This window comes from Microbispora sp. H10949 (assembly GCF_014161435.1).
In the GTDB taxonomy this organism is placed as follows: domain Bacteria; phylum Actinomycetota; class Actinomycetes; order Streptosporangiales; family Streptosporangiaceae; genus Microbispora; species Microbispora triticiradicis.
In genome coordinates this window covers 86,423-111,028 of the sequence record NZ_JABBWZ010000014.1, presented here as the reverse complement: position 1 = coordinate 111,028, position 24,606 = coordinate 86,423, and the positions used below count along the sequence as shown (strand labels likewise).

The window sequence follows — 24,606 nt, the reverse complement described above, 5'->3', positions numbered from 1 at the left end:
GCCGGTTCAGGTGAGCCTGACGGCGGCCAGCAGGCCGGAGCCGAGCGGCAGCATCAGCGGGCGCAGCCGCTCGTCGTTCCGGACGAGCTTGCCCAGCTCGCGGATCGCGACCGTGTCGGGGTCCCGCTGGGTGGGGTCGGCCACCTGGTCGCCGCCGAAGGCGTCGCCGAACACCACGACGCCGCCCTGGCGCAGCAACCGTACCGACTCGGTGAGGTAGTCGATGTACTCCTGCTTGGCCGCGTCGCAGAAGACCATGTCGTAGCCGCCGTCGGCGAGGCGGGGGAGCACGTCGAGCGCGCGGCCGCCGATCAGCCGGATCCGGCTGCCGGAGAAGCCCGCCTCGGCGAACGTCTGGCGGGCCATGCGCTGATGCTCCGGCTCCACGTCGACGCTCGTGAGCGTGCCGTCCGGGCGCATCCCGCGCAGCAGCCACAGGCCGGAGACGCCGCAGCCGGTGCCGACCTCCACCACCGAGCGGGCGTTCACCACCGTGGCGAGGAAGCAGAGCGCCGCTCCGCACCCGGGCAGGATCGGGCGCGCTCCGACCTCGATGCCACGCCGGCGCGCGGTCCGCAGGATGTCGTCCTCCGGGACGAACTCCTCCGCGTACTCCAGGCTGGCCGGTGTCGCCATCGGCCTCTCCCTCCCCTGCTTCATCTTGCACGCAGCCTAGGGGAGTCGGCCCGGAACGGGAACTCACGCCACAACGGGGACGTTGCACGCTTTGAACGGTCTTTGTTCAAGGCCGCTCGGCCCACGGTACGCAGGAAGGGGCGAAACCAGGCACTATGGCTGTAGCGACGATCCTGCAGAGAGGAATGCCGGTGGACGAGCACGACCACCAGGCGGAGACTTCGGTGTCCGACTGGACGCCTCCCACATGGGAGGAGGTCGTCAGAACGCATTCCGCACGCGTCTACCGGCTGGCCTATCGGCTGACGGGCAACGTCCACGACGCCGAGGACCTCACGCAGGAGGTCTTCGTCCGGGTGTTCCGATCCCTGTCGAGCTACACCCCCGGCACGTTCGAGGGGTGGCTGCACCGGATCACCACGAACCTCTTCCTCGACATGGCGCGGCGCAGGCAGCGCATCCGTTTCGAGGGGCTGGCGGACGACGCCGCCGAGCGGTTGCACGGCCGCGAGCCGTCCCCGGCGCAGGCGTACGACGACGCGCACATGGAGCCCGACATCCAGGCCGCGCTCGACGCCCTGGCGCCGGAGTTCCGGGCCGCCGTGGTGCTGTGCGACATCGAGGGCCTGTCCTACGAGGAGATCGCGAGGACTCTCGACGTGAAACTCGGCACGGTGCGCAGCCGCATCCACCGCGGCCGCGCGCAACTGCGGGAGGCACTCGACCACCGGGCGCCCTCGGCGAACCGGAACGGCGACCAAACCCCCCCTTCATTCAGCAGGGAGGGACTGTGAGTCATCTTGGCGAGCGCGTCTCCGCGCTCATCGACGGCGAACTCAGTCACAACGAGCGGGAACGCGCGCTGGCGCACCTGACCTTCTGCGCGGACTGCCGCGCGGAGGTCGACGCGCTGCGGGCGCTGAAGACCCGCCTGCGGTCCATGGATCCGCCCGCCATGCCGGCGGACCTCACGATGTCGCTCCTGCGCATGGCGGAGCCGGGAGGGCCGTTGCCGCCGCGGATGCGGCCCTTTCCCGACCATCCGGCCTTCGGCCGGCTTCCCGGCATGCACGCCGCGGGGCCGATGGACAACCGGCCCCGGCGCCGGGACGACGGACGATCGGGGCCAGGGCGGCCCGGCAGGGCCAGACGCGCGGGATACGTGGCCGTGGGAATGGCCTCCGCGGCCGTCGCCCTCGGCACCATGCTCATGGCCGGCGGATCGAGCGCCACTCCCAGCCAGACCCCCGGGCAGATGTTCGTTCATCCCGCCCCGAACAAGGCGCCGGTGGTGAGCGTGTCGCCCAGTCCGTCGCAGAGCGTGACCAAGGGTCTTTCGCGCTGACAGGGGGAGACGGCATACGATCGGACACCGCAGCCGTTTGGGTGCGAGAAGTGCGCTCGTGTGCGAGGAGTCACTGTCGCGATGACCGACAACACGCGTTCCCACGGCGCGTCGGACCGGCCCGAGTTCCTGCCCGCCGGACATGAGGCGCCGCAGGAGCCGTCCCACGACTCCTGGGGCGCCCGGTGGGCGCCCCCGCCGGGGGTTCCCCGGCAGCCGTACTTCACGGAGGCGGCCTTCACGGAGGCGGCGCCGGAGCCCCGCGGGCCCAACCTCGCGCTGTTCACGGCCCTGGCCGTGGTGATCGCGCTCGTGGCGGGCGGGGTGGCGAGCTGGGGGACGTTCCTGCTGACCCGCCCCACCTCCGGGATCGACCCCGGCTACACGCTGAGCGGGCCGTCGTCCCTCCCCACGGCACGGCCGCCCGGGTCGGTCGCGGGGGTGGCCGCCAAGGTCCTGCCCAGCGTGGTCTCGCTGGAGGTGAAGGGCAACAGCGAGGCCGGCACCGGGTCGGGTTTCGTCATCAAGGGCGGTTACGTCGTCACCAACAACCACGTCGTGGCCGTCTCGGGCCAGGTGGGGAACATCCGTGTGCGCTACAACGACGGCACCTCCGCCGCGGCGCGGGTCGTGGGCCGCGACCCGAACTCCGACATCGCGGTGGTCAAGCCCGACGGGACCGTCAGGGCGCCGGAGCTCGCCCTCGGGAACTCCGACGGGGCGGTCGTCGGCGACCCGGTCATCGCGGTCGGCTCGCCCCTCGGCCTGACCGGCACCGTCACCACCGGGATCATCAGCTCGCTCAACCGTCCCGTCGAGGCCGGCGGCAGCACCGGGTCCGACTACGCGCTGATCAACGCGATCCAGACCGACGCCGCGATCAACCCGGGCAACTCCGGCGGCCCGCTGGTGAACACGGCGGGGGAGGTGATCGGCGTGAACTCGGCGATCGCCACGGTCGGCGGCGGCTCGCTGCTCGGCCAGCAGTCCGGCAGCATCGGCCTCGGCTTCGCGATCCCGGTCAACCAGGTGCGCCGGATCGCCCAGGAGCTGATCACCACCGGGGCCGCCCGCACCTCCCGGATCGGCATCACCATCGACCAGAACTATCAGGGCGAGGGGGTGCGGATCGCCACGGAGACCGAGGGCGGCGCCGTGCCGGTCACCCCCGACGGGCCCGCGGCGAAGGCGGGCCTGCGGGCCGGCGACGTCATCCTGGAGGTCGACGGCCGGCCGGTGAGCGACAGCCGCGAACTGGTCGTCACCATCCGCAGCAAGGCACCCGGCGACCAGGTCCGCCTGCGGTTCCGGCACGACGGCGAGGTGCGGACCGCCACCGTCACGGTCGGCGCGGCCCCCGCCCCCAGCGCCGCCCCGTCCTGACCGCCCCGTCCTGATCCTGCCGCTGATCCTGCCGGGACGCCCCCGTCCCCAGCGCGGGGGCGTGGGCATTAGTCTGAAACCAGTCGTACTTGCTGGAGGAGATCGCCATGTTCGGACTCGGCTGGGCGGAGGCCCTGGCGCTCGTGGTGATCGCCTTGCTCGTCTTCGGCCCGGACAAGCTGCCCCAGGCCGCCCAGCAGGCGGGCCGCACGTTGCGGCAGCTCCGTCAGATGGCCAACAACGCCAAGTCGGACCTGCAGGCCAACATGGGTCCCGAGTTCGCCAACTTCGACCCGGCCGACCTCAACCCCAAGAACTTCGTGCGCAAGCACCTGCTCGACGACCTCGAGAAGGACTGGAACGACCCCGGGCACACGGACCACGGGCCGGACTCCCCGACGCCCGAGCTGCCCGAGCTGGGCGTGGGGGAGATCCCGCCTTACGACAACGAGGCGACCTAGTGCTTGACCGGTGAGATGTCGAGCTTCAGGCCCTTGAGGCCGGTCGGCTTGCGGCCGAGCCCGGCCGCGATCCGGCGCAGCTCGGCGGCCGCCGGGGCGTCGGGGTCGGTCAGCACGAGCGGCTTGCCCTCGTCGCCGCCCTCCCGCAGCCGCATGTCGATCGGCACCTGACCGAGCAGCGGCACCCGCGAGCCCAGCGTGCGGGTCAGCGCGTCGGCCACGGACTGGCCGCCGCCCTCGCCGAACACGGAGATGCGCTCGTCGCAGTGCGGGCAGGGCAGCCACGCCATGTTCTCGATGACGCCGGCGATCTGCTGGTGGGTCTGGGCGGCGATCGAACCGGCGCGCTCGGCCACCTCGGCGGCGGCCTGCTGGGGGGTCGTCACGACCAGGATCTCCGCCGTGGGCAGGCGCTGGGCGACCGAGATCGCGATGTCGCCGGTGCCCGGCGGCAGGTCCATCAGCAGGACGTCGAGGTCGCCCCAGAAGACGTCGGTCAGGAACTGGTACAGCGCGCGGTCGAGCATCGGGCCGCGCCAGACCACCGGGGTGTTGCCCTCCGGCTTGAACATGCCGACCGAGATGACCTTGATGTCGTGCGCCACCGGCGGCATGATCATGTCTTCGACCTTGGTGGGCCGCTCGCTCACACCGAGCATGCGCGGCACCGAGTGGCCGTAGATGTCGGCGTCGACGACGCCGACCTTCAGGCCCTGGGAGGCCATCGCGGCGGCGAGGTTCACCGTGACCGACGACTTGCCGACGCCGCCCTTGCCGCTGGCGACGGCGAAGACGCGGGTCAGCGAACCGGGCTTGGAGAAGGGGATCTCCTTCTCCGGCCCGCGGTCGCCGCGCAGCTTCGTCTGCAGCTCCTTGCGCTGCTCGGCGCTCATCACGTCCATGTCGACGTGGACGCGCGACACGCCGTCGAGCCGGGATACGGCGCCGGTGATGTCGCGGGTGATGGTGTCCTTCAGCGGACAGCCGGCGACGGTCAGGTACACGCCGACGCGCACCACCCCGTCGGGAGAGATGTCGACGCTCTTGACCATGCCGAGCTCGGTGATCGGCCGGCGGATCTCCGGGTCGTTCACCGTGGCGAGCGCGGCCGTGACCTGTTCAGGGGATGGTGCCATGAATCCATGCTATGGACTCAGCGGGGATCCTCCGAACCCGCCCCGCACGATCTCGCCGGTTCACCGCCCAGCTCCTCCTGGAGGCGCTGGAGCTCCGACCGGATGTAGTCGCGCGTGGCCACCTCGCCGATCGCCATGCGCAGGGCGGCGATCTCCCGGGTGAGGTACTCGATCTCGGCCTGGTTCCGCTCGGCCGACGTCTTGTCCTGCTCGTACTGGACGCGGTCGCGGTCGGCCTGCCGGTTCTGGGCCAGCAGGATCAGCGGCGCGGCGTACGACGCCTGGAGGGAGAGCATGAGCGTGAGGAAGATGAACGGGTACGGGTCGAACGTGACCGGCGCGAACAGGTTCCACAGCAGCCACACCGCGACGAACACGGTCATGTAGACGATGAAGCGGGCGGTGCCGAGGAACCGCGCGAACCGTTCGGAGAACCTGCCGAACGCCTCGGGGTCGTAGTAGAGCCGCACGCGGTAGCCGATCTCGCGCGGCTGGTCGAGGCGTTCTGTCATGGTCGTTCCCGCCAGTCGTCCGGCAGCATGTGGTCCAGCACGTCGTCGACGGTCACGGCGCCGAGCAGGCGCCCCAGCTCGTCCACGACGGGGACCGCGACCAGGTTGTACGTCGCGAGGTACGCCGCCACCTCGGACACCGTGAACTCCGGCCTGATCGGGTCCACGGTGATGTCTATCACGCTGCCGAGCAGCGTCGACGGCGGCTCCCGCAGCAGGCGCTGGAAGTGCGCCACGCCCAGGAAGCGCCCGGTGGGCGTCTCGCTCGGCGGCCGGGCGACGTACACCTGGGCGGCGATGGCCGGCGTCTGCTCCTGCTGCCGGATGTGCGCGAGGGCCTCGGCCACCGTCGCGGTCGGGGGCAGGACGACCGGCTCGGTCGTCATCATGCCTCCGGCCGTGTCCTCGCGGTAGTTCAGCAGCCGCCGCACCGGGGCGGCCTCCTCGGGCATCATGAGGCGCAGCAGGCCCTCGGCCTGCTCGGCGGGCAGTTCCTGGAGCAGGTCGGCCGCGTCGTCCGGGCCCATCTCCTCCAGCACGTCGGCGGCCCGGTCCCGGTGCAGCCGGCTCAGCACGAGCACCTGGTCGCGCTCGGGCAGCTCCTCCAGGACGTCGGCGAGGCGGTCGTCGTCCAGCGCGGCGGCCACCTCGGCCATCCGCTTGCTGGGCAGTTCGTGCAGCATGTTCGCCAGGTCGGCCGGGCGCAGCGCCTCGAACACGGCGAGCAGGTTGGCCGCGCCCTGGTCCTTCTGGACCCCGGCGAAGCCGGAGACGTCCTCCCAGTCGACGATGAGCGTCTCGCCCCTGCGCCGCGACCCCCGCCGTACGGCGACCTTCGCGATGAGCCAGTCGGAGGGGCGGGTCCGCTCCATGGCGAGGTCCTGCACGGTGACCCGCTCGCCGCGGTACTCGACGCTGCGGTCGAGCATCTCGCCGATGGCCAGCGTCTCGGTGTCCCGGCACTCGAACCTGCGCATGTTGAGCTTGCCGGTGAAGATGACGGCGCGGGCCTCGATGGAGGTGATCCTGGTGACCGGCAGGAAGACCCGGCGGCGCGGCTGCACCTCGACGACGAAGCCGTGGACCCGGGGGAGCAGCGGCCCCCGCAGCGATACGACGACGTCCCGGATCCGGCCGATCTGGTCGCCGGCCGGGTCGAAGACCGCCACCCCTGCTAGGCGGGCCACGAAGATCCGATCCACCCTGCCAGGTTACGCAAGGATGCGGGCCGGTCCGTGTTGTGACAGGATCAAAGCCTTTTATTGGTGATTACATGGGCAGGTGGCGATGAGGGCGGTCAGCCTGGCGATCGCGGGCGTATCGGCCTTCTGTTTCGGGTTCTCCGGCCCGATGGCGAAGATCCTCGGTATGGCGGGGCTCACGCCGCTGGAGGCCGTGTGGGTCCGCATGGCGGGGGCGGGGGTGCTCCTTCTGCTGGTCCTGGCCGTCTTCAGGCCGCGGGCGCTGCGCATCCCCCGCGACCGCCTGCCGTTCTTCGCGGCGTACTCGGTGATCGCGGTCGCCGCCGTGCAGGGCCTGTTCTTCGTCGCCATCACGCGCCTGCCGGTCGGCGTCGCGCTGCTGCTGGAGTACACCTCTCCGGTGCTGGTGGTCCTGTGGGTGCGGTTCGTACGGAGGGTCCGGCTGCCGCGCTCGGCCTACCTGGGAGCCCTGGTCGCGGTCGCCGGTCTGGCGATCGTCGTCCAGGTCTGGGAGGGTCTGCGCCTGGACGCGCTCGGGCTGCTGCTGGGTCTGCTGGCCGCGGCCTGCTGCGCCGGATATTTCCTGATGAGCGATTCGTTCGGCGACGACGTGGACATGCTGGGCCTGATCGGCTGGGGCATGCTCGGCTCGGCGGTGGTGCTGCTGCCCGTCTCGCGGCCGTGGCAGATCGACTGGGCGGCGTTCACCCGCACGGCCGAGGTCTCCGGGCACACCGTGCCGGTCGCCGCGGCCGGCTTCTGGATGATCGTGGTGGCCACCGTGGTGGCGTACACGACGGGGGTCACCGCCGTACGGCGCCTGTCGGCGGCGGTCGGCGCGACGGTCGCGTCGGTGGAGGTCCTCGCCGGCGCGCTGATCGCCTGGGTGCTGCTCGGCGAGCACCTCGGCGCGGCCCAGATCACCGGGGGCGCGATCGTGCTCGCCGGCGCGTTGTTCGCCCAGTCGGCGACCACGCGGATCGGCGCCGCGCACCACGCCCCCGAGGCGCCGCAGGCCGTACGCGTGTAAGGGGGGCCGGTAAGGGGGTGCGGGTTCAGGGGGCGCGGGCCGTGCCGCGGCGGCCTTCCGCCCACCGGATCTCGCTACGGTAGGGCCATGCGCGCGCGACGTTCCTGCCTGGCGGTGCCCGGCAGCAACCCCCGATTCCTGGAGAAGGCCCAGGGCCTGGGCGCCGACGAGGTCTTCCTCGACCTGGAGGACTCCGTCGCCCACGGCGCGAAGGAGGAGGCGCGCCGCAACGTGGTCGCCGCCCTGCGGCAGGGCGACTGGACGGGCAAGACGGTCGTCGTCCGGGTCAACGACCTCGCCACCCAGTGGACCTACCGGGACGTCGTCGAGGTGGTCGAGGGCGCCGGTGACAGGCTCGACTGCCTGATGCTGCCGAAGGTCCGGGACGCCTCGCACGTGGCCTGGCTCGACACCCTGCTCGGCCAGATCGAGCGGGCCGTCGGGCTGCCCGAGGGCCGCATCGGCGTCGAGGCCCAGATCGAGGACGCCCGGGGGCTCGTCGAGATCGACGACATCGCCCGGTCCTCGCCCCGGCTGGAGACCCTGGTCTTCGGCCCGGCCGACTTCATGGCCTCCATCGGCATGCGGACGCTGGTCGTCGGGGAGCAGCCCCCCGGATACGACGAGGGGGACGCCTACCACTACATCCTCATGCGCATCCTGATGGCCGCCCGCGCGTACGGCCTGCAGGCCGTGGACGGGCCGTACCTCCAGATCCGCGACCTGGACGGCTTCCGGCGGTCGGCGAGGCGGTCGGCGGCGCTGGGCTTCGACGGCAAGTGGGTGCTGCACCCCTCGCAGGTCGAGGCGGCCAACGAGGTCTTCTCCCCGTCCCAGGAGGACTACGACCACGCCGAACTGATCCTCGACGCGTACGAGTACTACACGACGGTCGAGAAGCGGGGCGCGGTGATGCTGGGCGACGAGATGATCGACGAGGCGTCGCGGAAGATGGCGCTGGTGGTCTCGGCCCGGGGCCGCGCCGCCGGGCTCGCCCGCACGAGCGCCTTCACCCCGCCCTCCTGAAGCCCTCCCGAAGCCCTCCCGAAGGCCCGCCTGAAGCGGGCGTACGAGGGCCGCGAAGAATGGACACATGAGCGAGACACAGCCGGATCCGCGCCGGCTTCCCGCGGTCTACCTGGCTCCCGGGCCCTACGCGGGCGGGACCGCGTGGCCGGCCGGCCCGCCGCCGGGATGGCACCCCGGCCGGTACCCGCGCGGGCCCCAGTGGGGGGACGCGGCCTGGGGAAGCTCTCCCTGGGGAGGCCCTGCCGCATGGGGAGGCCCTGTCTGGGGAGGCGCTGCATGGGGGCCGCCCGCGCGGACGCGCTGGGACGTCCCGCCGCCGCCCGGCACGCCGTACGACCAGATGGCGCGCACGGTCCTGAACCGCTGGTGGCGGCCCATCGTGGGCACCCTGGCGATCGTGGCGACCTTCGTGGTGATCTCCATCGGGGCGGGGCTGGTGGCCTACCTCGTCTCCCTGGTGACCCGGGTGCCGATGACGGGGTCGGGACCCCGGCTGTTCGCCGATCCCGTGCTCGACCTCGGGTTCCAGCTGGGCGTCATCGCGTTGCTGCTCCCCCTGGTGCTCGGCGCGGCGTGGGTGTTCCAGCGGAGGCCGCCCGGATCGCTCTCCTCGGTGGCCCTGCGCCTGCGGTGGAGGTGGCTGGCGGCCTGCCTGCTGGTCGCTGTGGTGTCGGTCGTGCTCGGGCAGGCCGCCGAGGCCGGGATGCTGCTGTCGGCCGGAGTGGGTCCGGGGTACGGCTGGGCGGGCTGGGGGGCGTTCCTCCCGGCCCTGATCGTCATCCTGCTGCTCGTGCCGTTCCAGGCGGCGGCCGAGGAGTACGCCTACCGGGGCTGGATCATCCAGGGGCTGGGGGCGTACTTCCGCAGCCCGTGGCCGGCGATCCTGCTGGGCGCGGTGGCCTTCGCCGCCTCGCACGGCTACACGGGCTGGGGGATCGTCTACGTCTTCGTGTTCGGCGTGCTCATGGGGTGGCTCGCGGTCCGCACCGGCGGGCTGGAGGCGCCGATCGCCCTGCACGCCTCGAACAACGTCGTGGCGTTCGGGCTCGTGGCCGCCTCCGGCGACATGAACGGCGCCCTGGAGCAGGGTGCGGTCCCGTGGCAGGCTCTGATCGGATCGGCCGTCCAGTTCGCGGTTTTCGGGTTTGGTGTCCTAATAATCGCCCGAAAGTGGGCAATTCAGACTCTCTCCCGATAAATCTCACTAGAGAGGTATGGTCCCCGGGGCTTTCCCGTGTTGCTCTGGATTCGTGATGGGGTATCACTGTGATCGCTTTGCCGTAATAGAGGTGGAACGGTCCGGATTGACCTCTCCGGGGAGGAGGTACTGAGCGTGGCCTCGGGCCCCGACGAACGTGACCGCCGGCGTACGCCCGGTGAGCAGGAGACGCCCGCGCCCCCTCCGGAGCTGCATCACCGGCCGCCGGGTCCCTCCCCGTGGGCACTGCCCCCCTTCGCCGCCCCCGTACCCGAGGACGCCTTACCCGAGGAGCCCTTGTCCGGGGACGTCCTGTCCGGGGACGACGAGGACACCCGGCCCTACCGCAAATTCGGCGACCCGCAGCCACGCCCCGAACCCCAGGCAGGGCCTCAAGCAGGGCCTCAAGCAGGGCCTCAAGCGGGGTCGCAGGCAGGGTCTCAGGGCGAGGCGCACGACTGGGCGCCGCGGCCGGAGGCGGAGGACCCGCCCCACTTATCCGGCGGCCACCCGCACCGGACCGGCCGCAGGCCCTACTCGGCCCCGTACGGCGCCGCCGCGGACACCGGAGCCACAGACACCGGAGCCACGGACACCGGAGCCACCGGCCCACCGGGCTCCCCTCAGGACTCCACCACCTGGCACGGCGAGGGTGCCAGGTCGACCGGACCGTCGGAGGCCGGACCGCTGGAGGAAGGGGGCCGGCGGCGGCGCGTCGTGGACCGGCCGGACAAGCTGGTCGCCTCGGGCCCGCCCCGGCAGCGCCGGGCGCAGATCCCGCGTGAGAACCCCGACGGCCCCGGGGCCCCCGAGATCGACACTCCGCCGTCCGGCCCGCTGCGTCCCCCGGCTGGACAGGAGACGGCGGGACACGAGGCGGCGGGACAGGAGCACGTGTGGGCGCACACGCCCCCCGAGCCCGCCTCCCGCCACGGCCACGGACACGGCGACGATCCGGACACAGACGACCGGGAGCCAGGTGAGCCGGAGACAGCCGAGCCGGGCATCCGGATGCGCCCGGAGATCCCCGTCGAGCCGGAGCCCGGGCCGGAGTTCGGGCTGGAGTTCGACCCTGAGTCCGGCCCTGAGTTCGGGCCGGAGCCCGGGTCACGGCCCGGACCCGAGGCCGGGCCGGTCGAGCGCATCGGCCGCCCGCCGGGAGGCCGCCCGGCCCGGCACGACGTGCTCGTGGCCGTCGGGCCGCCGAGACCGGGCGGAGGGCGCCACCACAGGCGGGTGCTGCCGGGCCGCGGCTCGCCGGTCCGGGGGCTGCCCCGGCTCGTCACGCCGCTGGTCGTCGCGGCGGTCCTCGTCGTCGCGGCGGTGCTGGGCGTGGCGGTGGTGAAGTGGTCCAGGGGCCCGGCCACGACCGGGCTGCGGCTCGCCGCGGGCGACGGCCAGTCGGGCGACACCGCCTTCGCCGCGCCGGGCCTGCCGGGCAACGGCTCCAGCCAGGTGCTCAACGCGTTCGCCTCGGCGGGATCGACCGTCGTGGCGGCGGGCAGCGACATGACCGGGGCGCTCGCCCGGCCGCTGTTCCTCGTCTCCGCCGACGGCGGCGCGCACTGGCAGTTGGGCCGGGTCGCCGGAGCCCCGGGCTACGAGACCGCGGCGGCGGCCGTGGGCCGGGTCGCGGGCGGCGACGGCCGCTGGCTCGCGGTGGGCACCGACGCGCCGGGCCCCGCGGGCCCCGCCGCGCGCGGCATGTGGGTCTCCTCCGACGGCCGTTCCTGGACCGCGGTCGACCCGCTCCGGCTGACCGCCTTCTGGAGCCAGGACAGGATCACCGACGTGGCGCGGACCGCGACCGGTTTCCTGGCCGTGGGCGCGACGACCCTGCGCGACGGCACGGCGGGCCCGGTGGCCTGGGTGTCGGCCGACGGCACCGGCTGGACGCGGGTGGACACCGAACAGATCGGCACGCCCGACAAGGTCCGGGGCATGCGGGCGGTGGCGGCGCGCGGCGACCGGGTGGTGGCGCTCGCCGACCCCGGCTCCGGCGACACGGTCTCGGTCATCCTGCGGTCCGACGACGGCGGCCGCACCTGGCTGCGTACGGCCGCGGCGATCTCCGATGTACGGCCCGAGCCGGGCGCGCTCGCCGCCGCGGAGAAGGGCTTCGTGCTCGTGCCCACCCGGCAGCGGGACGCCGGCGGCGAGGTGCGGGTGTACTGCTCGCCCGAGGGCGCCGCCTGGACGCAGTGCGGCGCCATCGGGCCGCTCGGCGCGCAGGGCACGGGCGTACGCGGCCTCGCCTCGTCGGCGGCGGGCATCGCGGCGGTCGCCGAGTCGGCCTGGGAGCGGTACGCCGTCTACACCAGCCGGGACGGGCGCGAGTGGACGAAGAGCGCCGACCTCGGCGAGATCCCCGGCACGGTGCGGGGGCTCGCCATCACCGACGGCGGCATGCTGGTCGCGGGCGGCGACAAGCGGGGCCCCGGCGATGTGGAGAACCTGCCGGTGCTGATCACGGCGGGGAAGGGCGAGGCGGCCCACCCCGTGCCGCTCAAGGAGATCGGCGGACTCAACCGGCTGGCCAGGGAGACGGCGGACCTCGCCGCGGCCGGCGGCACGTTCGTGGCGGTGGGCTCGGCCAACGGCGACGCCGCCATCTGGACGAGTGGCAACAACGGGGCGAACTGGAAGGACGCGGGCTTCCCCGACCTGCTCGGCGGCCCCGGGCGGCAGGCCCTCGGCGGCGTGGCGCACGGCCCGAAGGGGTGGCTCGCCGTGGGCGGGACGATGACCGACCCCGCCGTGACCCGGCCGCTGCTGGTCACCTCGGCGGACGGCAGGTCCTGGCGGCCCGGCCCGCCGATCGAGGTGCCCCCGGGCCACTTCCTGCTCGCGCCCCGCGTGGTCGCCGCGGGGGAGAAGGGCTACGTCCTCGCCGGTGAGGACCGGAGTGCGGCGGGGGTGGTCGCCGCCCTGTGGTTCAGCCCGGACCTCAGGCGGATCACCCGCTCGGCGGCCGGCAGCCTGCCCGCGGGCGGGGTCAACGTGCGCCTGTCCGGGGTCACGGCGACGCCCCACGGGTTCATGGCGGTCGGCGGTTCGGGCTCGGCCGACCGCGAGTCGGGGGTGGTCTGGGTCTCCTCCGACGGGCTCAACTGGACCGCGCGCGGCAGGGTCCTGCCGCCGGACGCCACCTCGGCCGGGCTGCGCCACGTGGTCGCGACGAAGGCCGGGGTCGTCGCGGTGGGCGTCGCCGTGACCGAGGACGGCCCCCGCCCGTTCTCCGCCGTGTCCACCGACGACGGCGAGCACTGGGAGTACGCCATGCTGCCCGCCGAGGCGGACGCCTCGGTCCTCGACCTGACCGCGACCGCGAAGGGCGTGGTGGCGGTGGGATCGCACCGCTCCGCCGAGGCGGACGGCGAGGGGGACAGCACCGCCTGGATCTCCGAGGACGGCCTGGACTGGTCGCGGCACACGCTCACCCAGGACGGCCTGGGCGGGCGGGGCGCCCAGTGGCTCGGCGCGGTGGCCGTCTCCGGCAGCCGGGTCGTGGCCGTCGGCAGGTCCACCGACTACGCCGACGACCACCTGACGATCTGGCGCAGCACGGTCACGGACCGGTGATCCTGGAGACGACCCCCCATTCGGCCAGGGCGTCGGCGAGGCCGTCGGTCAGCGGGAGGCCGGCCAGGTCGGCCGGCGCCCACCAGCGGGCGTCGGCGGCGTCGTCCCCGGCCACCGGCGTCCCCGAGGCCGTTCCCGAGGGTGTCGCCACGTAGTCGTGGATCTCGTACGTCACGCCGCCGGGGCCGGGCCGCAGCACGGTCCCGGCGAGCCGTACGACGGCGACGTCGAGGCCGGTCTCCTCGCGCAGTTCGCGGCGCACCGCCTGCTCGTCGGTCTCGCCGGGCTCGACCCTGCCGCCGGGCAGCGACCACAGTCCCTCGCCGGGCGGGCGGCCCCGCCGCACGAGCAGAAGCCGCCCGTCCGGATCGGTGACGATCGCCCCGACGCATCTGACGCGCTTTCCAAGACCAAGATGTCGCACAACACCAAGATTACGACTAGATAACGGGCAGGCTCTTGACTGATGGACATCACCGAAGCACCGTGAATATTTGTGAGAACCGCGCCAACCTGCCCGCGGTGCTTCGGGCCGCTGCACGAACCGAACGTCTGGTCGAGCTCATGGCGATGCGCCGCCCACGGCGACGTCCTGCCGTTCCAGCCGCCCCACCGGCCCTCTCAGCCCGCGCTCGACGCTATGTGCGAGGCCGCCCGGGTTCCCGTGTGGCTTCCGTGGCCGCTCCCCACGGGGTGGCTGGTGACCGGCTTCGCCGAGGTGGGCGATGAACGGACCGGTGCGAGGGCGAGCGTCGTCGCGCTGACCGGCCCCTCGATCACCCACGGGCCCGCCGACATGCTGATCGTCGCCGAGGAGCCCGGGATCGGCCTCGGGGCCGCGTACGCGGGGCTGCCCGGGCCCGATCCCGGCTCCGGCTTCGACGCCGGTCCGCCGCACGCGAAGATCGACGTACGCGGCCACCCGACGGCGCTGTGGTGCGCGGGGCCGGGCGTGCCGGACGACCGTGCGGCCTATGTCGGGGAGGCCCTCGGAAACTGGCTGTGGACGGTCGCCTGGCCGGCCGAGGCCGGTTGTTTCATCGCGCTGGCCGATCTCTCGCTGCGTGACCTGCGCGACCAGGACCAGGCGGTGGCTCCGCCCTTCGGCGCCCTCTCGCCGAGACTGGACGGGGATGCGCGGTAAAGCCGGTCCGAAGCGCCGGGGATAGTAAGGTTCTGAGCCGTGACAGCGCGTATCGAACGAGTGGTGACCTCGGGCCTCGTGGACATCGAGGGCGACGAGCACAAGGTCGAGAACAACACCTGGATCCTGGGTGACGACGACGAGGTGATCGTCATCGACCCGGCACGGGACGCCGAGAAGATCCTGGAGAAGGTCGGCGACCGCGAGGTCCTCGCCGTCATCTGCACCCACGGGCTGCCCGACCACGTGGGCGCCGCGATCGAGGTGGCGGCCAGGGACGAGGCGGTGATCGCCGTCCACGCCAAGGACAGGCGCCTGTGGCGGCAGACCTGGGAGGAGACCTGGCCCGACATCGAGATGGAGGACGAGGGACTGTTCTCCGTGGCCGACGTCGAGCTTGAGGTGCTCGCCACCCCGGGCGTGACCGCGGGCGGCGTCTCGCTCTACTGCGAGGAGCTCGCGGCGGTCTTCACCGGGAAGACCCTGCTCATGGACGGGCCGGGCAAGCTCGGCGGGGAGTATCCCGCCCTCGCCGACCAGCTCACCTCCATCGGCGAGCGGCTGTTCACGCTGCCGCACGAGACGAGGGTGCTGCCCGCGCACGGCGAGGAGGGCAGGATCGGCGACCTGGAGCCCGAGTTCGACCGCTGGCTGTCGGGGTCGCTCACCGGCGCCGAGGAGGCCGAGCCGATCTCGCCGCTGGTGGACGGCACCGGCGCGTCCGGCATCACGCTGAACCGCGACGAGTAGTGCCGTGGAGCAGCTCGGCCTCGAGGGCATGCCGAGGCGGCTCTACACCTGCACTCCGTCACGCCTGAACACCTGGCTCGACTGCCGGCGCCGCTACCGCTTCGCCTACCTCGACCGGCCGGCCCCGCGCAAGGGGCCTCCATGGGCGCACAACAGCGTGGGGGCCTCGGTGCACAACGCACTGGCCGCGTGGTGGCGGGAGCCGTACGAGCGGCGTACGCCGGTCGTGGCGGCCACCCTGCTGACCGGCGGCTGGATCCGCGAGGGGTTCAGGGACGAGGAGCAGTCGGCGGCCTGGCGGGACCGGGCCCGCGAGATGGTCTCCTCCTACGTCGCGACGCTCGACCCGGCCGACGAGCCGGTGGGCGTCGAGCGGACGGTCGCCACGCGCACGTCCGTGCTCGCCCTGTCCGGCCGGATCGACCGGCTGGACCGGCGTGGGGACGAACTGGTCGTCGTCGACTACAAGACCGGCCGACGCCCGCCGACGCCCGACGACGCCCGGTCCTCGCTCGCGCTCGCCGTCTACGCGATCGCCTCGTCCCGCATGATGCGCCGCCCCTGCCACCGGGTGGAGCTGCATCACCTGCCCACCGGTTCGGTCGCGGAGTGGGAGCACGGCGACGAGTCGCTGGCCCGCCACCTGCGCCGGGCCGAGGAGATCGGCCTGGAGGCGGCGGACGCCGACGACGCCTACCGGGAGTGGGCCGGGCCCTCCTCCCGCGAGAGCGGCCGTACGACGGGCCGCGGGCGGGGCCGTGCGACGGGCGCCGTGCCGGCCCCGAGGCGAGGGGAGGGCGGGTCCGCGGAGGACGGCGCCGCCGTCGCGGTGCCGCCGGAGATCGACGCGTTGTTCCCGCCCGAGCCGGGACCCATCTGCTCGTGGTGCGACTTCCGCGCGCACTGCCCGGAGGGACGGGCCGCCTCCTCCGAACGCCTGCCCTGGGACGGCCTCCCCACGGCCGAGGAGGTCCCCGGCTAGGCTGTGTCTCCGGTCAGCCTCCGGGCGGGGTCGCGGCGGGGTGGCGGCGTGGGTCGGCCAGCCCCCGCAGGCCCTGGCCGACGTCGTACCCGGCCGCGCCGAGGCGCTCCCGGGAGGCCCGCAGCATGGCCCTGGTGCCCTCGCCGAGCACGCGCTGGTGCATCGGGTCGGGAATGGTGTTCATGGTGAGCCGGAACGCCCTCAGCGCCGCCGTGACCGCGATCTCCGGCACCTCCGGCAGCACGCCGTACAGGCGGCGGGCCCAGCGGGGCAGCGTGTAGTAGCAGAGCGCGCCGAACGGGAAGTAGACCGGCCTGGCCGGGGACAGGAACCGCAGGTTCTCCGGCAGGCGCGGCCAGAGCAGGAACCGGACGGCGGCGGCCGACTCGGGGATGACCCGCAGGACGGGCCGCATCCGGGCGAAGTAGTCGTCCATCTCGCGCATCGTGCCCGGCACGTCCTCCGGGCGCAGCCCGACGTACGCCGCGCTGCGCCGCTGCTCGGCGAGGTAGCGGTCGGCCTGCCGGTCGGTGATCGGGACGCCGGCGCGGCGGACGACCTCCAGGTAGGACGTGACCTCCGCGCAGTGGACCCACAGCAGCAGTTCGGGGTCGTCCACCCGGTGGACCCGGCCCGTGTCGGGGTCGTGGACGCGCAGCGCCCGGTGGATCGCGCGGATCCGCCTGCCGATCCGCTCGGCCTCCTCCGGGCTGCCGTACGTCACGCGGCCCACGAAGTCGGCCGTACGGCGCAGCCGCCCGAAGGGGTCCTCCCGGAAGTCGGAGTTCTGCCACACGCCCCGCATCGCCACCGGATGCAGGGCCTGCAGCATCAGGCCGCGGACGCCGCCCACCCACATGGTCCGGTCGACGTGGACCAGCCACGTCACGGACTCGGGAGGCTGGACGGTCGGACCGCTGACCCCGGTCATGGCCGTCGCGTCAGCCGTGCTGGAGCAGCCGGCTCTCGGCCGCGTTCCAGAACCGGGTCAGGGCGGCGGCGGTGGTCTCGGGCGCCTCGACGGCGGGTGAGTGGAGCGCCCCGGGCACCACGACGCACTCCGCGTCGAGCCGGCGGGCCATCTCGGCCTGCAGCGGCGGCGGCCAGCCGTCGTCATGCTCGCCGTACAGGACCAGGAGGTCGAGGTCGCACTGGGCGAGCTCGTCGCACCGGTCGGCGGCGCCGAGCACCTCGTGCGCCATGGTCATGAGCCCGGTGGGGTGGTTGGCCAGCAGCCGCTTGCGCAGGAACGCCACGATGTCGTCCGGGACGCCCGCCTTCAGCGCCTCCGGCTCCATCCGGTTGGACCACATGTAGTCCAGGCCGTACTCGGGCAGTTCGGCGAGCATCACCCGGCCCATCTGCTCCCGGGGCCCGACGATGCCGGCGGGCCCGGAGCTCATGAGCGTGAGCGAGGCAATCTTGGCGGCGCCGTTCAGCGCGACCTCCCGGGCGACGAGGCCGCCGAAGGAGTGTCCCATGAGGTGCACCGGCTCGCCCTGCCCGACGACCGCGGCGATCGCGTCGACGTCCGCGCCGAGCGCCCCGCAGGTGTACGCCGCCGGGTCGTCGGGGCCGGGCGTCTCGTACTGCCCGCGCATGTCCACGGCGATCACCCGGCGGCCGGCCTGCGCGAGGGTCTGCAGCACCGCGATGAAGTCCTCCTTCGACCCGGTGAAGCCGGGGACGAGGAGGGCGGGCCAGCGCTCGGGGATCCCGCTGACGGGAAGCGCCTCCAGGGCCGCGAACGAGCCCAGCGGCGTCTCGATCTGCTCGCTGCTGACGCCCGGAGGGAGGGTCAGGAACCGTGGCGTGCTCACGAGACCTCCTCCATCTCACCCGGGTTCCCCGGCATGGACCGTCTGCTGAAGGCTCGCTCACTCACGTGGCATCACGATACCCAGCGGGGACTCCGGCGACACCGCCGAAAGATCCAAGCCGGTTGCGGACCGGCCGGGCAGAGAGAGTCCGGGTGTCATGACGCGTGCCTCCTGTCCAGGTCATACCCACTGCGAACGTGGCGGCCCGCCGGGGGGACCGTGCCCACGTGTGAAGGCACCCACGCGTAAAGGCGCCCACGCGCGAAAGCAGGGAGGGCGCCGGGTGTCCGGCGCTCTCCCTGCCCTGGTGGTCGTGCTCATCGACGAGCGGGCCGCGGCCGGCCCCTCACCCCGTACGGCGCGGGCGGGGCCGGGCCGGGCGGCGCCGCTGCTGGGCGCGCTCGGTCGCGGCGGACGGAGCGGGATCGTCGTCGTCGGTCGCGAGGTCGGGGGACCTGAACACGACCATGAACGGGCTGGCCGGAATGATCCGTTCCGGCTCCTGCCGGGCGACCGGCGGCCGGGCGGGCTCGTCCGCCACGCCGTTCACGGTCGCCTCGCCGGCCGGCGCAGACGGCGTGGACGGCGCCTCGTCCGAGGCGCCCGCGTCCGTGCTCCGCGTACGGCGGCGCGTGGGCCGGTCCACGGAGACAGTCGGAGAGACGGCCGGAGAGGCCGGAGAGCCCGCCGCGGCGTCCTCCGTGCCCGTGGTGGCCCCCGTGGTGGCCGCCGTGGTGGCCGCCGCGGCGGCGCGGGTTCCGCGCCGGCGGGCGGGCCGGTCCTCGACGGGCGCGGCGACCGCCTGGTCCCCGCTCCGCTGCTCGCCGGCCTGCGACTCGTCGATCCGGGGCTCGTCGATCCGGGGCTCGGCGACCGGGGTGCCGGCCGTGTCGGCGGCGCGGGTCCTGCGGCGGGAGGCCCGGCGCGGGGCCGGCTCCGGCTCGGACACCGCACCGGCCGCCGGTCCGTCCGCCTGCTCCTCCTGCGGCCGTGCGGCCGGAACCTCGGCCAGCGCGCCGGTCAGGGCGTCCGTGTTGGCACCCCCTCGCCGGGACCTGCGCCCCTGGGTCTGGGGCTGGGCCTGCGCGGCCTGGGCGGGCTGCTCAGGCGACTCGGAGCCGTCCCCCACCTGCGAGGTCAGGGCGTCGGCGTCGCCGGGGGAGGACGCTCCGGCCTCCTGGAGGCGCCCGCCACGGGTGCGCCGCCGCTCGCGGGTGCGGGCGGGGCGCTCCCGGCGCTCCTCGCTGTTGTCGTGGTCACGATCACGGTCGCGGTCACGGCCGTTGCCGCGCCCGCCCCGGTCGGACTTGCCGCGGGAACGGGTGCGCCCGGTCTCGCCGAGGTCCTCGATCTCCTCGGACTCCAGGCCCGCGCGCGAGCGCTGGGCGCGCGGCAGCACGCCCCTGGTGCCCTCGGGGATGTCGAGTTCGCCGTACAGGTGCGGCGAGCTCGAATAGGTCTCGACGGGATCGGCGAAGTCCAGCGAGAGGGCGTTGTTGATGACCTTCCAGCGGGTCAGCTCGGTCCACTCGACGAAGGTCACCGCGACGCCGGTGCGGCCCGCCCGGCCGGTGCGGCCGATCCGGTGGACGTAGGCCTTCTCGTCCTGCGGGCAGTCGTAGTTGACGACGTGGGTCACGTCGTCGATGTCGATGCCGCGCGCCGCGACGTCGGTCGCCACCAGCACGTTGATCTTGCCGTTGCGGAAGGCGCGCAGCGCCTGCTCGCGCTGGCCCTGACCGAGGTCGCCGTGGACGGCCGCCACCGCGAAACCCTTGTCCTTGAGCTGCTCGGCGACCATGTCGCAGGCCCGCTTGGTCTCGCAGAACACCATCGTGAGCCCGGCGCCCCTGCTCTGCAGCAGCCGCCCGAGAATCTCGATCTTGTCCATGCGGTGCGTGCGGTACACGTACTGCGTGGTGAGCGTGGTCGTCTCGGCCTCGGCCGTGCCGCTCTCCGCGCGCACGCGGGTGGGCCGGTCGAGGTAGCGGCGCGACAGGTTCACGATCTCGCCGGGCATCGTGGCCGAGAACAGCATGGTCTGGCGGTCGTCCGGCACGAGCTTGATGATCCGCTCGATGTCCGGAAGGAACCCGAGATCGAGCATGCGGTCGGCCTCGTCGAGGACGAGCATGGTGATCTGGCTCAGGTCGAGGTGCTTCTGCTTGACGAGGTCGAGCAGCCGCCCCGGGGTGCCGACGATCACGTCGACGCCGTTCTTGAGCGCCTCGATCTGGGGCTCGTACGCGCGCCCGCCGTAGACGGTGAGGATGCGCGACCCCAGCTTCCCGGCGGCGAGGACCAGGTCCTCGGTCACCTGAAGGGCCAGTTCGCGCGTGGGGACGAGGACGAGACCGCGGGGCTTCTTGCGGTTCTTCCTCGGCTTGCCGACCAGTTGGAGCATGGCGACGCCGAAGGCATAGGTCTTGCCGGTGCCCGTGCGCGCCTGCCCGATGACGTCCTGGCCGGCCAGCGCCAGCGGGAGCGCCATCTCCTGAATCGGGAACGGTGAAGTGATGCCCTCGGTCTCGAGGGCATCGGCGATCTCCGGGATGACTCCCAGGTCTCGGAACGTCGTTGTCAGCGTGGCCTGCCTCAATCTGTGAAGGCGGCCCTCCGGGACATCCGGCCGGCAGATCTTTCCCGGTCCGGGTCCTCGCGGACAGTCGCGCCCTCGTCGTGAACAGCGACCGCGGCATCCACTGGTTCCAGAGGTCCGGGGCAAACCCCGGATCGACTCGGTTGTAGGCCAGCGCTGGTTGTTGGCCAGTGCGGTCGCACTTCCACGAACCAGTCTACTCGATACCACAACACGGAACCGATTTCCGCGTCTTCTCGCTAAAAACTGTTGTCCTGTGGGCGGCCGTACGGGGTTCCACCGGGGGTCGCGCCGGGGTTCCGCCGGACCGGAGCGGCCGGCTCCGCGGGCGTCGCGCCGACCCTTACGCTGCATCCATGAGTGATTCGTCTCCCGGGATCGTCGACCTGCTGGGCGTCCTCGCGTACGCCGAGCTCACCGCCTTCCTCAGGCTGGCCGAGGACGCCGCGCTGTTCGCGCCGACGCTGAACGACAGGGCGGCGCTCGGGGACGTGGCCGCGGCCGAGTACGGGCACTTCCGGGTGCTGCGCGACCGGATCGCCTCGCTCGGGGCCGATCCGGAGGAGGCGATGGCCCCCTTCGTCGAGGCGATCGACGCCTGGCACGCCCAGACCAGGCCGAAGGACTGGTACGAGGCGCTGGTGAAGGCCTACGTGGGCGTGGGGATCGCGGGCGACTTCTACCGCGAGGCCGCCCGCCACGCCGACCCCTCGACCACCGCCCTGGTCGACGAGGTGCTGGCCGACGAGGGCCGTTCGGAGTTCGCGGTGGAGCGGATGCGCGCGGCGCTCGACGCCGATCCGCGTCTGTGCGGGCGGCTCGCGCTGTGGGCCCGCCGGATGGTCGGCGAGGCGCTGAGCCAGGGGCAGCGGCTGGCCGCCGCCCGTCCGCACCTCGCCGCGCTGCTCGTGGGCGAGCAGGGGGAGGATCTGGCGGAGATCGGGCGGATGTTCGCCCGGCTGACCGAGGAGCACGGCAGGCGCATGACGGCTCTCGGCCTCACCCCCAACGGGTGAAACCTCGCCGTTCCTGATTCGCGCACCCGGCAAACGGATGTACGGTGCGAGCATGAGGGCCTCGCGCCGCTACGGCAGTTCCTTGACAAGATGTGGGCCGAACAGCTGGACCCCCCGTGCGATTCTGCGGAGAGGAAGCGCGGGCTGTCCGACGATCGGCGGAAGACGGGACGATCCGCATCGGGCGGATCTCACCCGGCGTCCCCGCGGATGCGGTTACGGGCGGTCCTGACCCGGGCGGCCGGCTCCGGCCGCCGGCACGCCGCGCGTCCTGGGACACCCGCGCCGCCGGTCGGCTCCGGCCGCCGTCAGACTGTTTCCGCGTCAGAGCGTTCTGAGTCAGAGCGTTTGAAGTCAGGGCGTTCTGAGTCAGAGCGTCTCCTAGCCGGAGCGTCTCCGGGTCAGAGAGTTCCGCCGAAGCCGACGGGACGCGTCTCGTCCTCGCCGATCTCGACGAACCCGAGCGAGGTCACGGGTACGACCACCCGGCGTCCCGTCGTGTCGGTCAGGGAGAAGACGCCCTTGTCCGAGGCGAGCGCCTTGCGGAGCTCCTCTTCGATCTCCTCGGCCGACAGGTCGGTCTCCACGACGATCTCGCGGTGCACCGACTGCACGCCGATCTTTATTTCCATAAGGCTCCCCTTTCGCGAGGGCTGTTCTCTCCCCATCGTCGTCGCCCGGTAGCGCGGCGAGCCCTGTGATCGCGTCAAGCGAACAGGGAACCGGAGGCCCGGTCAGCCGGTGCGGGGGAAGCCGCTGATGCCGCGCCAGGCCAGGCGTGCCATCAGCTGCGTCGCCGCCTCCTTGGGGATCGAGCCGTGGCTGCTCAGCCAGTAGCGCGCGCTCACCTCGGCCATGCCGACCAGTCCGACGCCGAGCAGGTGCGCCTCGTCGCTGGAGCAGCCGGTGTCCTCCTGGATCACCCGGCTGATCGCCTCGGCGCTCTCGTACAGCGAGCGCTCCATGCGCTGCCGTACGGGCGCCACGTTGCGCAGGTCGGACTCGAAGACCAGCCGGAAGGCCTCTCCCTGGCTCGACACGAAGTCGAAGAAGGCGCCGATGGCCGCCTGCACCCGCTGCTTGTTGTCGGTGGTCGACTCGAGCGCCTGGCGGCACCGGTTCACCATGTCGTCCACGTGCAGGTCGAGCAGTGCGAGATACAGCTCAAGCTTGCCCGGGAAGTGCTGGTAGAGCACGGGCTTGCTGACCCCGGCCCGCTCGGCGATCTCGTCCATCGCCGCGGCGTGGTAGCCGTTCTCCACGAACACTTCCTGCGCCGCGCTCAGCAACTGGCGGCGGCGGGCCATCCGGGGCAGCCGGGTGCCCCGGGGCTTGGCGTCCGGGGTAGCGGTCACGGCAGTCTCCTTGCAAGAAGCGCATCGGGGGCTCCCGCCCCGGGGCCTCATCCTACGTGTCGGTATCTGTGATCAGCGATAGTCGTCGTCGTCGAGGTCGACCGTGCGCTCCTGCTCGGTCACGTCGGCCGGGTCGGCGTCGAACGGGACGCGTTCGGGCCAGCGCCTGTCCTCGGCGACCTTGACGAGCTGGTGCTGCTCGACCGCGTCGGCCTCCGGCGCCTCGATCGAGATCTCCTCGGCGGTCTCGTCGAGGGGCTCCATCTCTGGCATGTGATCTTCCTTCCGTTCGACGGTCGGCTGCGACAGGTCTGACACCCAGGTCCAACACTACGGCCAGGGGTGCGGCCCGGCTAAGCGCCGAGGGCCACGAACAGGTCGCCGTGTTCCGCGACGCGCTTCAGCACGTCGGAGGAGGTGAAGACGAGCTGCTCCGGGTTCTCGCACGCCTCGACCTCTTCCCACCGCAGGGGCGTCGACACGGTCGGCAACGGGTTCGCGCGCAGCGAGTACGGCGCGACGGTGGTCTTGGCCGGATTGTTCTGGCTCCAGTCGATGAAGACCTTGCCCGGCCTTTCCTTCCTGGCCATCACACTGGTGACGAACGGGTGCTCCGCCTGCATCCGCCGGGCCAGCTCCTTGGCGTAGTCGGAGGTGCCGGGCCCGCGGTCCCACGGAACGTAGAGCTGCATGCCCTTGTTGCCGCTGGTCTTCGGATGGCTCTCCAGGCCGTCGTCGGCCAGTGCCCGCCGCAGCAGGACGGCGACCCGGCAGCAGTCGACGATCGTGGCCGGGGCCCCGGGGTCGAGGTCGAGGACGAGGGTGTCGGGCGGCTGCGGCTCGCCGTCCTTGGCCACCCGCCACATCGGCACGTGGATCTCCAGCGCGGCCAGGTTGGCGTAGTAGACGAGCGTCGGCAGGTCCTCCACCACCGCGAACTCGATCTCCTCGCGGTTCTTCGTGCTGCCCGGCGCCGGGAGGGTCACCGTACGGACCCAGTCGGGGGTGTGGTCGGGGGCGTTCTTCTCGAAGAAGAACGCGGCGTCCGCGCCGTTCGGGTAGCGCTTGACCGTGAGCGGGCGTCCCCGCAGATGAGGGAGCAGGGCCGGGGCGATCCGGGTGTAGTAGTCGATCACCTCGGCCTTGGTGAACCCGGTGCCGGGATAGAGGACCTTGTCCAGGTTGGTCAGGACCAGCATCCGGTCCTCGACCTTCACCCGCACCTTCTCCGTCATCACCGCTCCTCCCGCCGGCCCCCGGCGGGCATTCCCGGAGATCGCCCTTGGCGGCCCGCCAGAGAAGGGGCTCTGCCCGATCTCGGGCGGCTCAATCAGGCACGCGGGTGAGCGCCGGAGGCCGCGAGCGCGGATTCCACCGGGTACGGCTCCGCCATTAGTGGGTACCTGCCCATGAGGTAACTCCCTTG

Annotated in this window: 24 protein-coding genes; 12 read left to right on the top strand and 12 right to left on the bottom strand. The window is 72.8% G+C overall.

Translation table 11 applies throughout. From position 1 onward, the window contains the following. Positions 1–6: 6 nt before the first annotated feature. Positions 7–636: an O-methyltransferase gene (locus tag HHX40_RS31225; RefSeq protein ID WP_182883450.1), complete on the bottom strand. Its 630-nt coding sequence runs from the start codon at positions 634–636 to the stop codon at positions 7–9. A 185-nt stretch (positions 637–821) separates the two neighbouring features. Between HHX40_RS31225 and sigE the strand changes: the two genes are divergently transcribed. The 4 genes from sigE (at position 822) to HHX40_RS31205 (ending at position 3,825) form a co-directional block, all read left to right on the top strand. Continuing rightward, entirely contained in the window at positions 822–1,430 is a 609-nt protein-coding gene (gene sigE, locus HHX40_RS31220; RefSeq protein WP_111701367.1) for an RNA polymerase sigma factor SigE, read from the top strand. Beyond that, a complete protein-coding gene (locus HHX40_RS31215) occupies positions 1,427–1,981 on the top strand; it encodes an anti-sigma factor family protein (protein WP_182883449.1) in 555 nt (184 codons plus the stop codon). Before sigE ends, HHX40_RS31215 begins: the two co-directional genes overlap by 4 nt. 81 nt (positions 1,982–2,062) lie before the next feature. Continuing rightward, the gene (locus HHX40_RS31210; protein ID WP_182883448.1) at positions 2,063–3,364 is read left to right on the top strand and encodes a S1C family serine protease; all 1,302 of its coding nucleotides are present in this window, start codon (positions 2,063–2,065) and stop codon (positions 3,362–3,364) included. Positions 3,365–3,471: 107 nt separating this feature from the next. Continuing rightward, positions 3,472–3,825 carry a sec-independent translocase gene (locus HHX40_RS31205; RefSeq protein WP_182883447.1) on the top strand — a complete coding sequence of 118 codons (354 nt, stop codon included), beginning with the start codon at positions 3,472–3,474 and terminating at the stop codon, positions 3,823–3,825. Here the strand turns inward: HHX40_RS31205 and HHX40_RS31200 are convergent. The 3 genes from HHX40_RS31200 to HHX40_RS31190 are packed head-to-tail and all read right to left on the bottom strand — an operon-like array spanning position 3,822 to position 6,675. Beyond that, on the bottom strand, positions 3,822–4,961 hold the full coding sequence (locus tag HHX40_RS31200) for an Mrp/NBP35 family ATP-binding protein (RefSeq protein ID WP_182883446.1): 1,140 nt from the start codon (positions 4,959–4,961) through the stop codon (positions 3,822–3,824). The genes HHX40_RS31205 and HHX40_RS31200 overlap by 4 nt on opposite strands. A gap of 17 nt (positions 4,962–4,978) precedes the next feature. After that, positions 4,979–5,473: a DUF1003 domain-containing protein gene (locus tag HHX40_RS31195; RefSeq protein WP_182875877.1), complete on the bottom strand. Its 495-nt coding sequence runs from the start codon at positions 5,471–5,473 to the stop codon at positions 4,979–4,981. After that, complete coding sequence (locus tag HHX40_RS31190) at positions 5,470–6,675, bottom strand: magnesium transporter MgtE N-terminal domain-containing protein (RefSeq protein WP_182883445.1); 1,206 nt, start codon at positions 6,673–6,675, stop codon at positions 5,470–5,472. The genes HHX40_RS31195 and HHX40_RS31190 overlap by 4 nt, the downstream gene beginning before the upstream one ends. Positions 6,676–6,760: 85 nt before the next feature. Here HHX40_RS31190 and HHX40_RS31185 point away from each other — a divergent pair, with 85 nt between their 5' ends. The 4 genes from HHX40_RS31185 to HHX40_RS31170 all read left to right on the top strand — a co-directional run bounded on the left by HHX40_RS31185 (position 6,761) and on the right by HHX40_RS31170 (position 13,514). Next, complete coding sequence (locus HHX40_RS31185) at positions 6,761–7,705, top strand: EamA family transporter (RefSeq protein ID WP_182883444.1); 945 nt, start codon at positions 6,761–6,763, stop codon at positions 7,703–7,705. 87 nt (positions 7,706–7,792) lie between these two features. Next, positions 7,793–8,731, top strand: coding sequence for an HpcH/HpaI aldolase/citrate lyase family protein (locus HHX40_RS31180; RefSeq protein WP_182883443.1), 939 nt, complete (start codon positions 7,793–7,795; stop codon positions 8,729–8,731). A gap of 67 nt (positions 8,732–8,798) precedes the next feature. Then, entirely contained in the window at positions 8,799–9,932 is a 1,134-nt protein-coding gene (locus tag HHX40_RS31175; RefSeq protein WP_182883442.1) for a CPBP family intramembrane glutamic endopeptidase, read from the top strand. A gap of 717 nt (positions 9,933–10,649) precedes the next feature. After that, positions 10,650–13,514 carry a hypothetical protein gene (locus tag HHX40_RS31170; protein ID WP_182883441.1) on the top strand — a complete coding sequence of 955 codons (2,865 nt, stop codon included), beginning with the start codon at positions 10,650–10,652 and terminating at the stop codon, positions 13,512–13,514. On the opposite strand, the gene HHX40_RS31165 is transcribed toward HHX40_RS31170, so the two are convergent. Further along, positions 13,501–13,938, bottom strand: a complete 438-nt coding sequence (locus tag HHX40_RS31165; RefSeq protein ID WP_182883440.1) for an NUDIX hydrolase — start codon at positions 13,936–13,938, stop codon at positions 13,501–13,503. The genes HHX40_RS31170 and HHX40_RS31165 overlap by 14 nt on opposite strands. Before the next feature lie 72 nt (positions 13,939–14,010). Between HHX40_RS31165 and HHX40_RS31160 the strand changes: the two genes are divergently transcribed. From HHX40_RS31160 to HHX40_RS31150, 3 genes are read left to right on the top strand one after another with little or no spacing between them, the layout of a single operon-like run. After that, positions 14,011–14,658 (top strand): DUF6758 family protein, encoded by a 648-nt coding sequence (locus tag HHX40_RS31160; protein ID WP_117409114.1) that lies wholly within the window; start codon positions 14,011–14,013, stop codon positions 14,656–14,658. 39 nt (positions 14,659–14,697) lie between these two features. Then, positions 14,698–15,408 (top strand): MBL fold metallo-hydrolase, encoded by a 711-nt coding sequence (locus HHX40_RS31155; protein WP_117409113.1) that lies wholly within the window; start codon positions 14,698–14,700, stop codon positions 15,406–15,408. A gap of 4 nt (positions 15,409–15,412) precedes the next feature. Beyond that, positions 15,413–16,390 carry a PD-(D/E)XK nuclease family protein gene (locus HHX40_RS31150; RefSeq protein WP_310738367.1) on the top strand — a complete coding sequence of 326 codons (978 nt, stop codon included), beginning with the start codon at positions 15,413–15,415 and terminating at the stop codon, positions 16,388–16,390. 13 nt (positions 16,391–16,403) lie between these two features. On the opposite strand, the gene HHX40_RS31145 is transcribed toward HHX40_RS31150, so the two are convergent. The 3 genes from HHX40_RS31145 to HHX40_RS31135 all read right to left on the bottom strand — a co-directional run bounded on the left by HHX40_RS31145 (position 16,404) and on the right by HHX40_RS31135 (position 20,701). Then, on the bottom strand, positions 16,404–17,321 hold the full coding sequence (locus HHX40_RS31145; RefSeq protein WP_182883439.1) for an oxygenase MpaB family protein: 918 nt from the start codon (positions 17,319–17,321) through the stop codon (positions 16,404–16,406). A 10-nt stretch (positions 17,322–17,331) separates the two neighbouring features. Continuing rightward, positions 17,332–18,210, bottom strand: a complete 879-nt coding sequence (locus HHX40_RS31140; protein WP_117409111.1) for an alpha/beta fold hydrolase — start codon at positions 18,208–18,210, stop codon at positions 17,332–17,334. 346 nt (positions 18,211–18,556) lie between these two features. Next, positions 18,557–20,701, bottom strand: coding sequence for a DEAD/DEAH box helicase (locus HHX40_RS31135; protein WP_259404078.1), 2,145 nt, complete (start codon positions 20,699–20,701; stop codon positions 18,557–18,559). Between the two features lie 464 nt (positions 20,702–21,165). Between HHX40_RS31135 and HHX40_RS31130 the strand changes: the two genes are divergently transcribed. Then, a complete protein-coding gene (locus tag HHX40_RS31130) occupies positions 21,166–21,825 on the top strand; it encodes a ferritin-like fold-containing protein (RefSeq protein WP_182875867.1) in 660 nt (219 codons plus the stop codon). A 401-nt stretch (positions 21,826–22,226) separates the two neighbouring features. Here HHX40_RS31130 and HHX40_RS31125 read toward each other — a convergent pair whose 3' ends face one another. The 4 genes from HHX40_RS31125 to ligD all read right to left on the bottom strand — a co-directional run bounded on the left by HHX40_RS31125 (position 22,227) and on the right by ligD (position 24,415). Beyond that, complete coding sequence (locus HHX40_RS31125) at positions 22,227–22,457, bottom strand: DUF3107 domain-containing protein (RefSeq protein ID WP_182875866.1); 231 nt, start codon at positions 22,455–22,457, stop codon at positions 22,227–22,229. Between the two features lie 102 nt (positions 22,458–22,559). Next, positions 22,560–23,180: a TetR/AcrR family transcriptional regulator gene (locus HHX40_RS31120; RefSeq protein ID WP_117409108.1), complete on the bottom strand. Its 621-nt coding sequence runs from the start codon at positions 23,178–23,180 to the stop codon at positions 22,560–22,562. A gap of 72 nt (positions 23,181–23,252) precedes the next feature. Beyond that, on the bottom strand, positions 23,253–23,453 hold the full coding sequence (locus HHX40_RS31115) for a hypothetical protein (RefSeq protein ID WP_182883437.1): 201 nt from the start codon (positions 23,451–23,453) through the stop codon (positions 23,253–23,255). Between the two features lie 80 nt (positions 23,454–23,533). Next, a complete protein-coding gene (gene ligD / locus HHX40_RS31110; protein WP_182883436.1) occupies positions 23,534–24,415 on the bottom strand; it encodes a non-homologous end-joining DNA ligase in 882 nt (293 codons plus the stop codon). Between the last annotated feature and the right edge of the window lie 191 nt (positions 24,416–24,606).

Coding starts and splice junctions, on each gene's coding strand:
- HHX40_RS31225 (WP_182883450.1), bottom strand. CDS start 636: ATGGCGACACCGGCCAGCCTGGAGTACGCGGAGGAGTTCGTCCCGGAG.
- sigE (WP_111701367.1), top strand. CDS start 822: ATGCCGGTGGACGAGCACGACCACCAGGCGGAGACTTCGGTGTCCGAC.
- HHX40_RS31210 (WP_182883448.1), top strand. CDS start 2,063: ATGACCGACAACACGCGTTCCCACGGCGCGTCGGACCGGCCCGAGTTC.
- HHX40_RS31205 (WP_182883447.1), top strand. CDS start 3,472: ATGTTCGGACTCGGCTGGGCGGAGGCCCTGGCGCTCGTGGTGATCGCC.
- HHX40_RS31200 (WP_182883446.1), bottom strand. CDS start 4,961: ATGGCACCATCCCCTGAACAGGTCACGGCCGCGCTCGCCACGGTGAAC.
- HHX40_RS31195 (WP_182875877.1), bottom strand. CDS start 5,473: ATGACAGAACGCCTCGACCAGCCGCGCGAGATCGGCTACCGCGTGCGG.
- HHX40_RS31185 (WP_182883444.1), top strand. CDS start 6,761: ATGAGGGCGGTCAGCCTGGCGATCGCGGGCGTATCGGCCTTCTGTTTC.
- HHX40_RS31180 (WP_182883443.1), top strand. CDS start 7,793: ATGCGCGCGCGACGTTCCTGCCTGGCGGTGCCCGGCAGCAACCCCCGA.
- HHX40_RS31175 (WP_182883442.1), top strand. CDS start 8,799: ATGAGCGAGACACAGCCGGATCCGCGCCGGCTTCCCGCGGTCTACCTG.
- HHX40_RS31145 (WP_182883439.1), bottom strand. CDS start 17,321: ATGACCGGGGTCAGCGGTCCGACCGTCCAGCCTCCCGAGTCCGTGACG.
- HHX40_RS31135 (WP_259404078.1), bottom strand. CDS start 20,701: ATGGCGCTCCCGCTGGCGCTGGCCGGCCAGGACGTCATCGGGCAGGCG.
- HHX40_RS31130 (WP_182875867.1), top strand. CDS start 21,166: ATGAGTGATTCGTCTCCCGGGATCGTCGACCTGCTGGGCGTCCTCGCG.
- HHX40_RS31125 (WP_182875866.1), bottom strand. CDS start 22,457: ATGGAAATAAAGATCGGCGTGCAGTCGGTGCACCGCGAGATCGTCGTG.
- HHX40_RS31115 (WP_182883437.1), bottom strand. CDS start 23,453: ATGCCAGAGATGGAGCCCCTCGACGAGACCGCCGAGGAGATCTCGATC.
- ligD (WP_182883436.1), bottom strand. CDS start 24,415: ATGACGGAGAAGGTGCGGGTGAAGGTCGAGGACCGGATGCTGGTCCTG.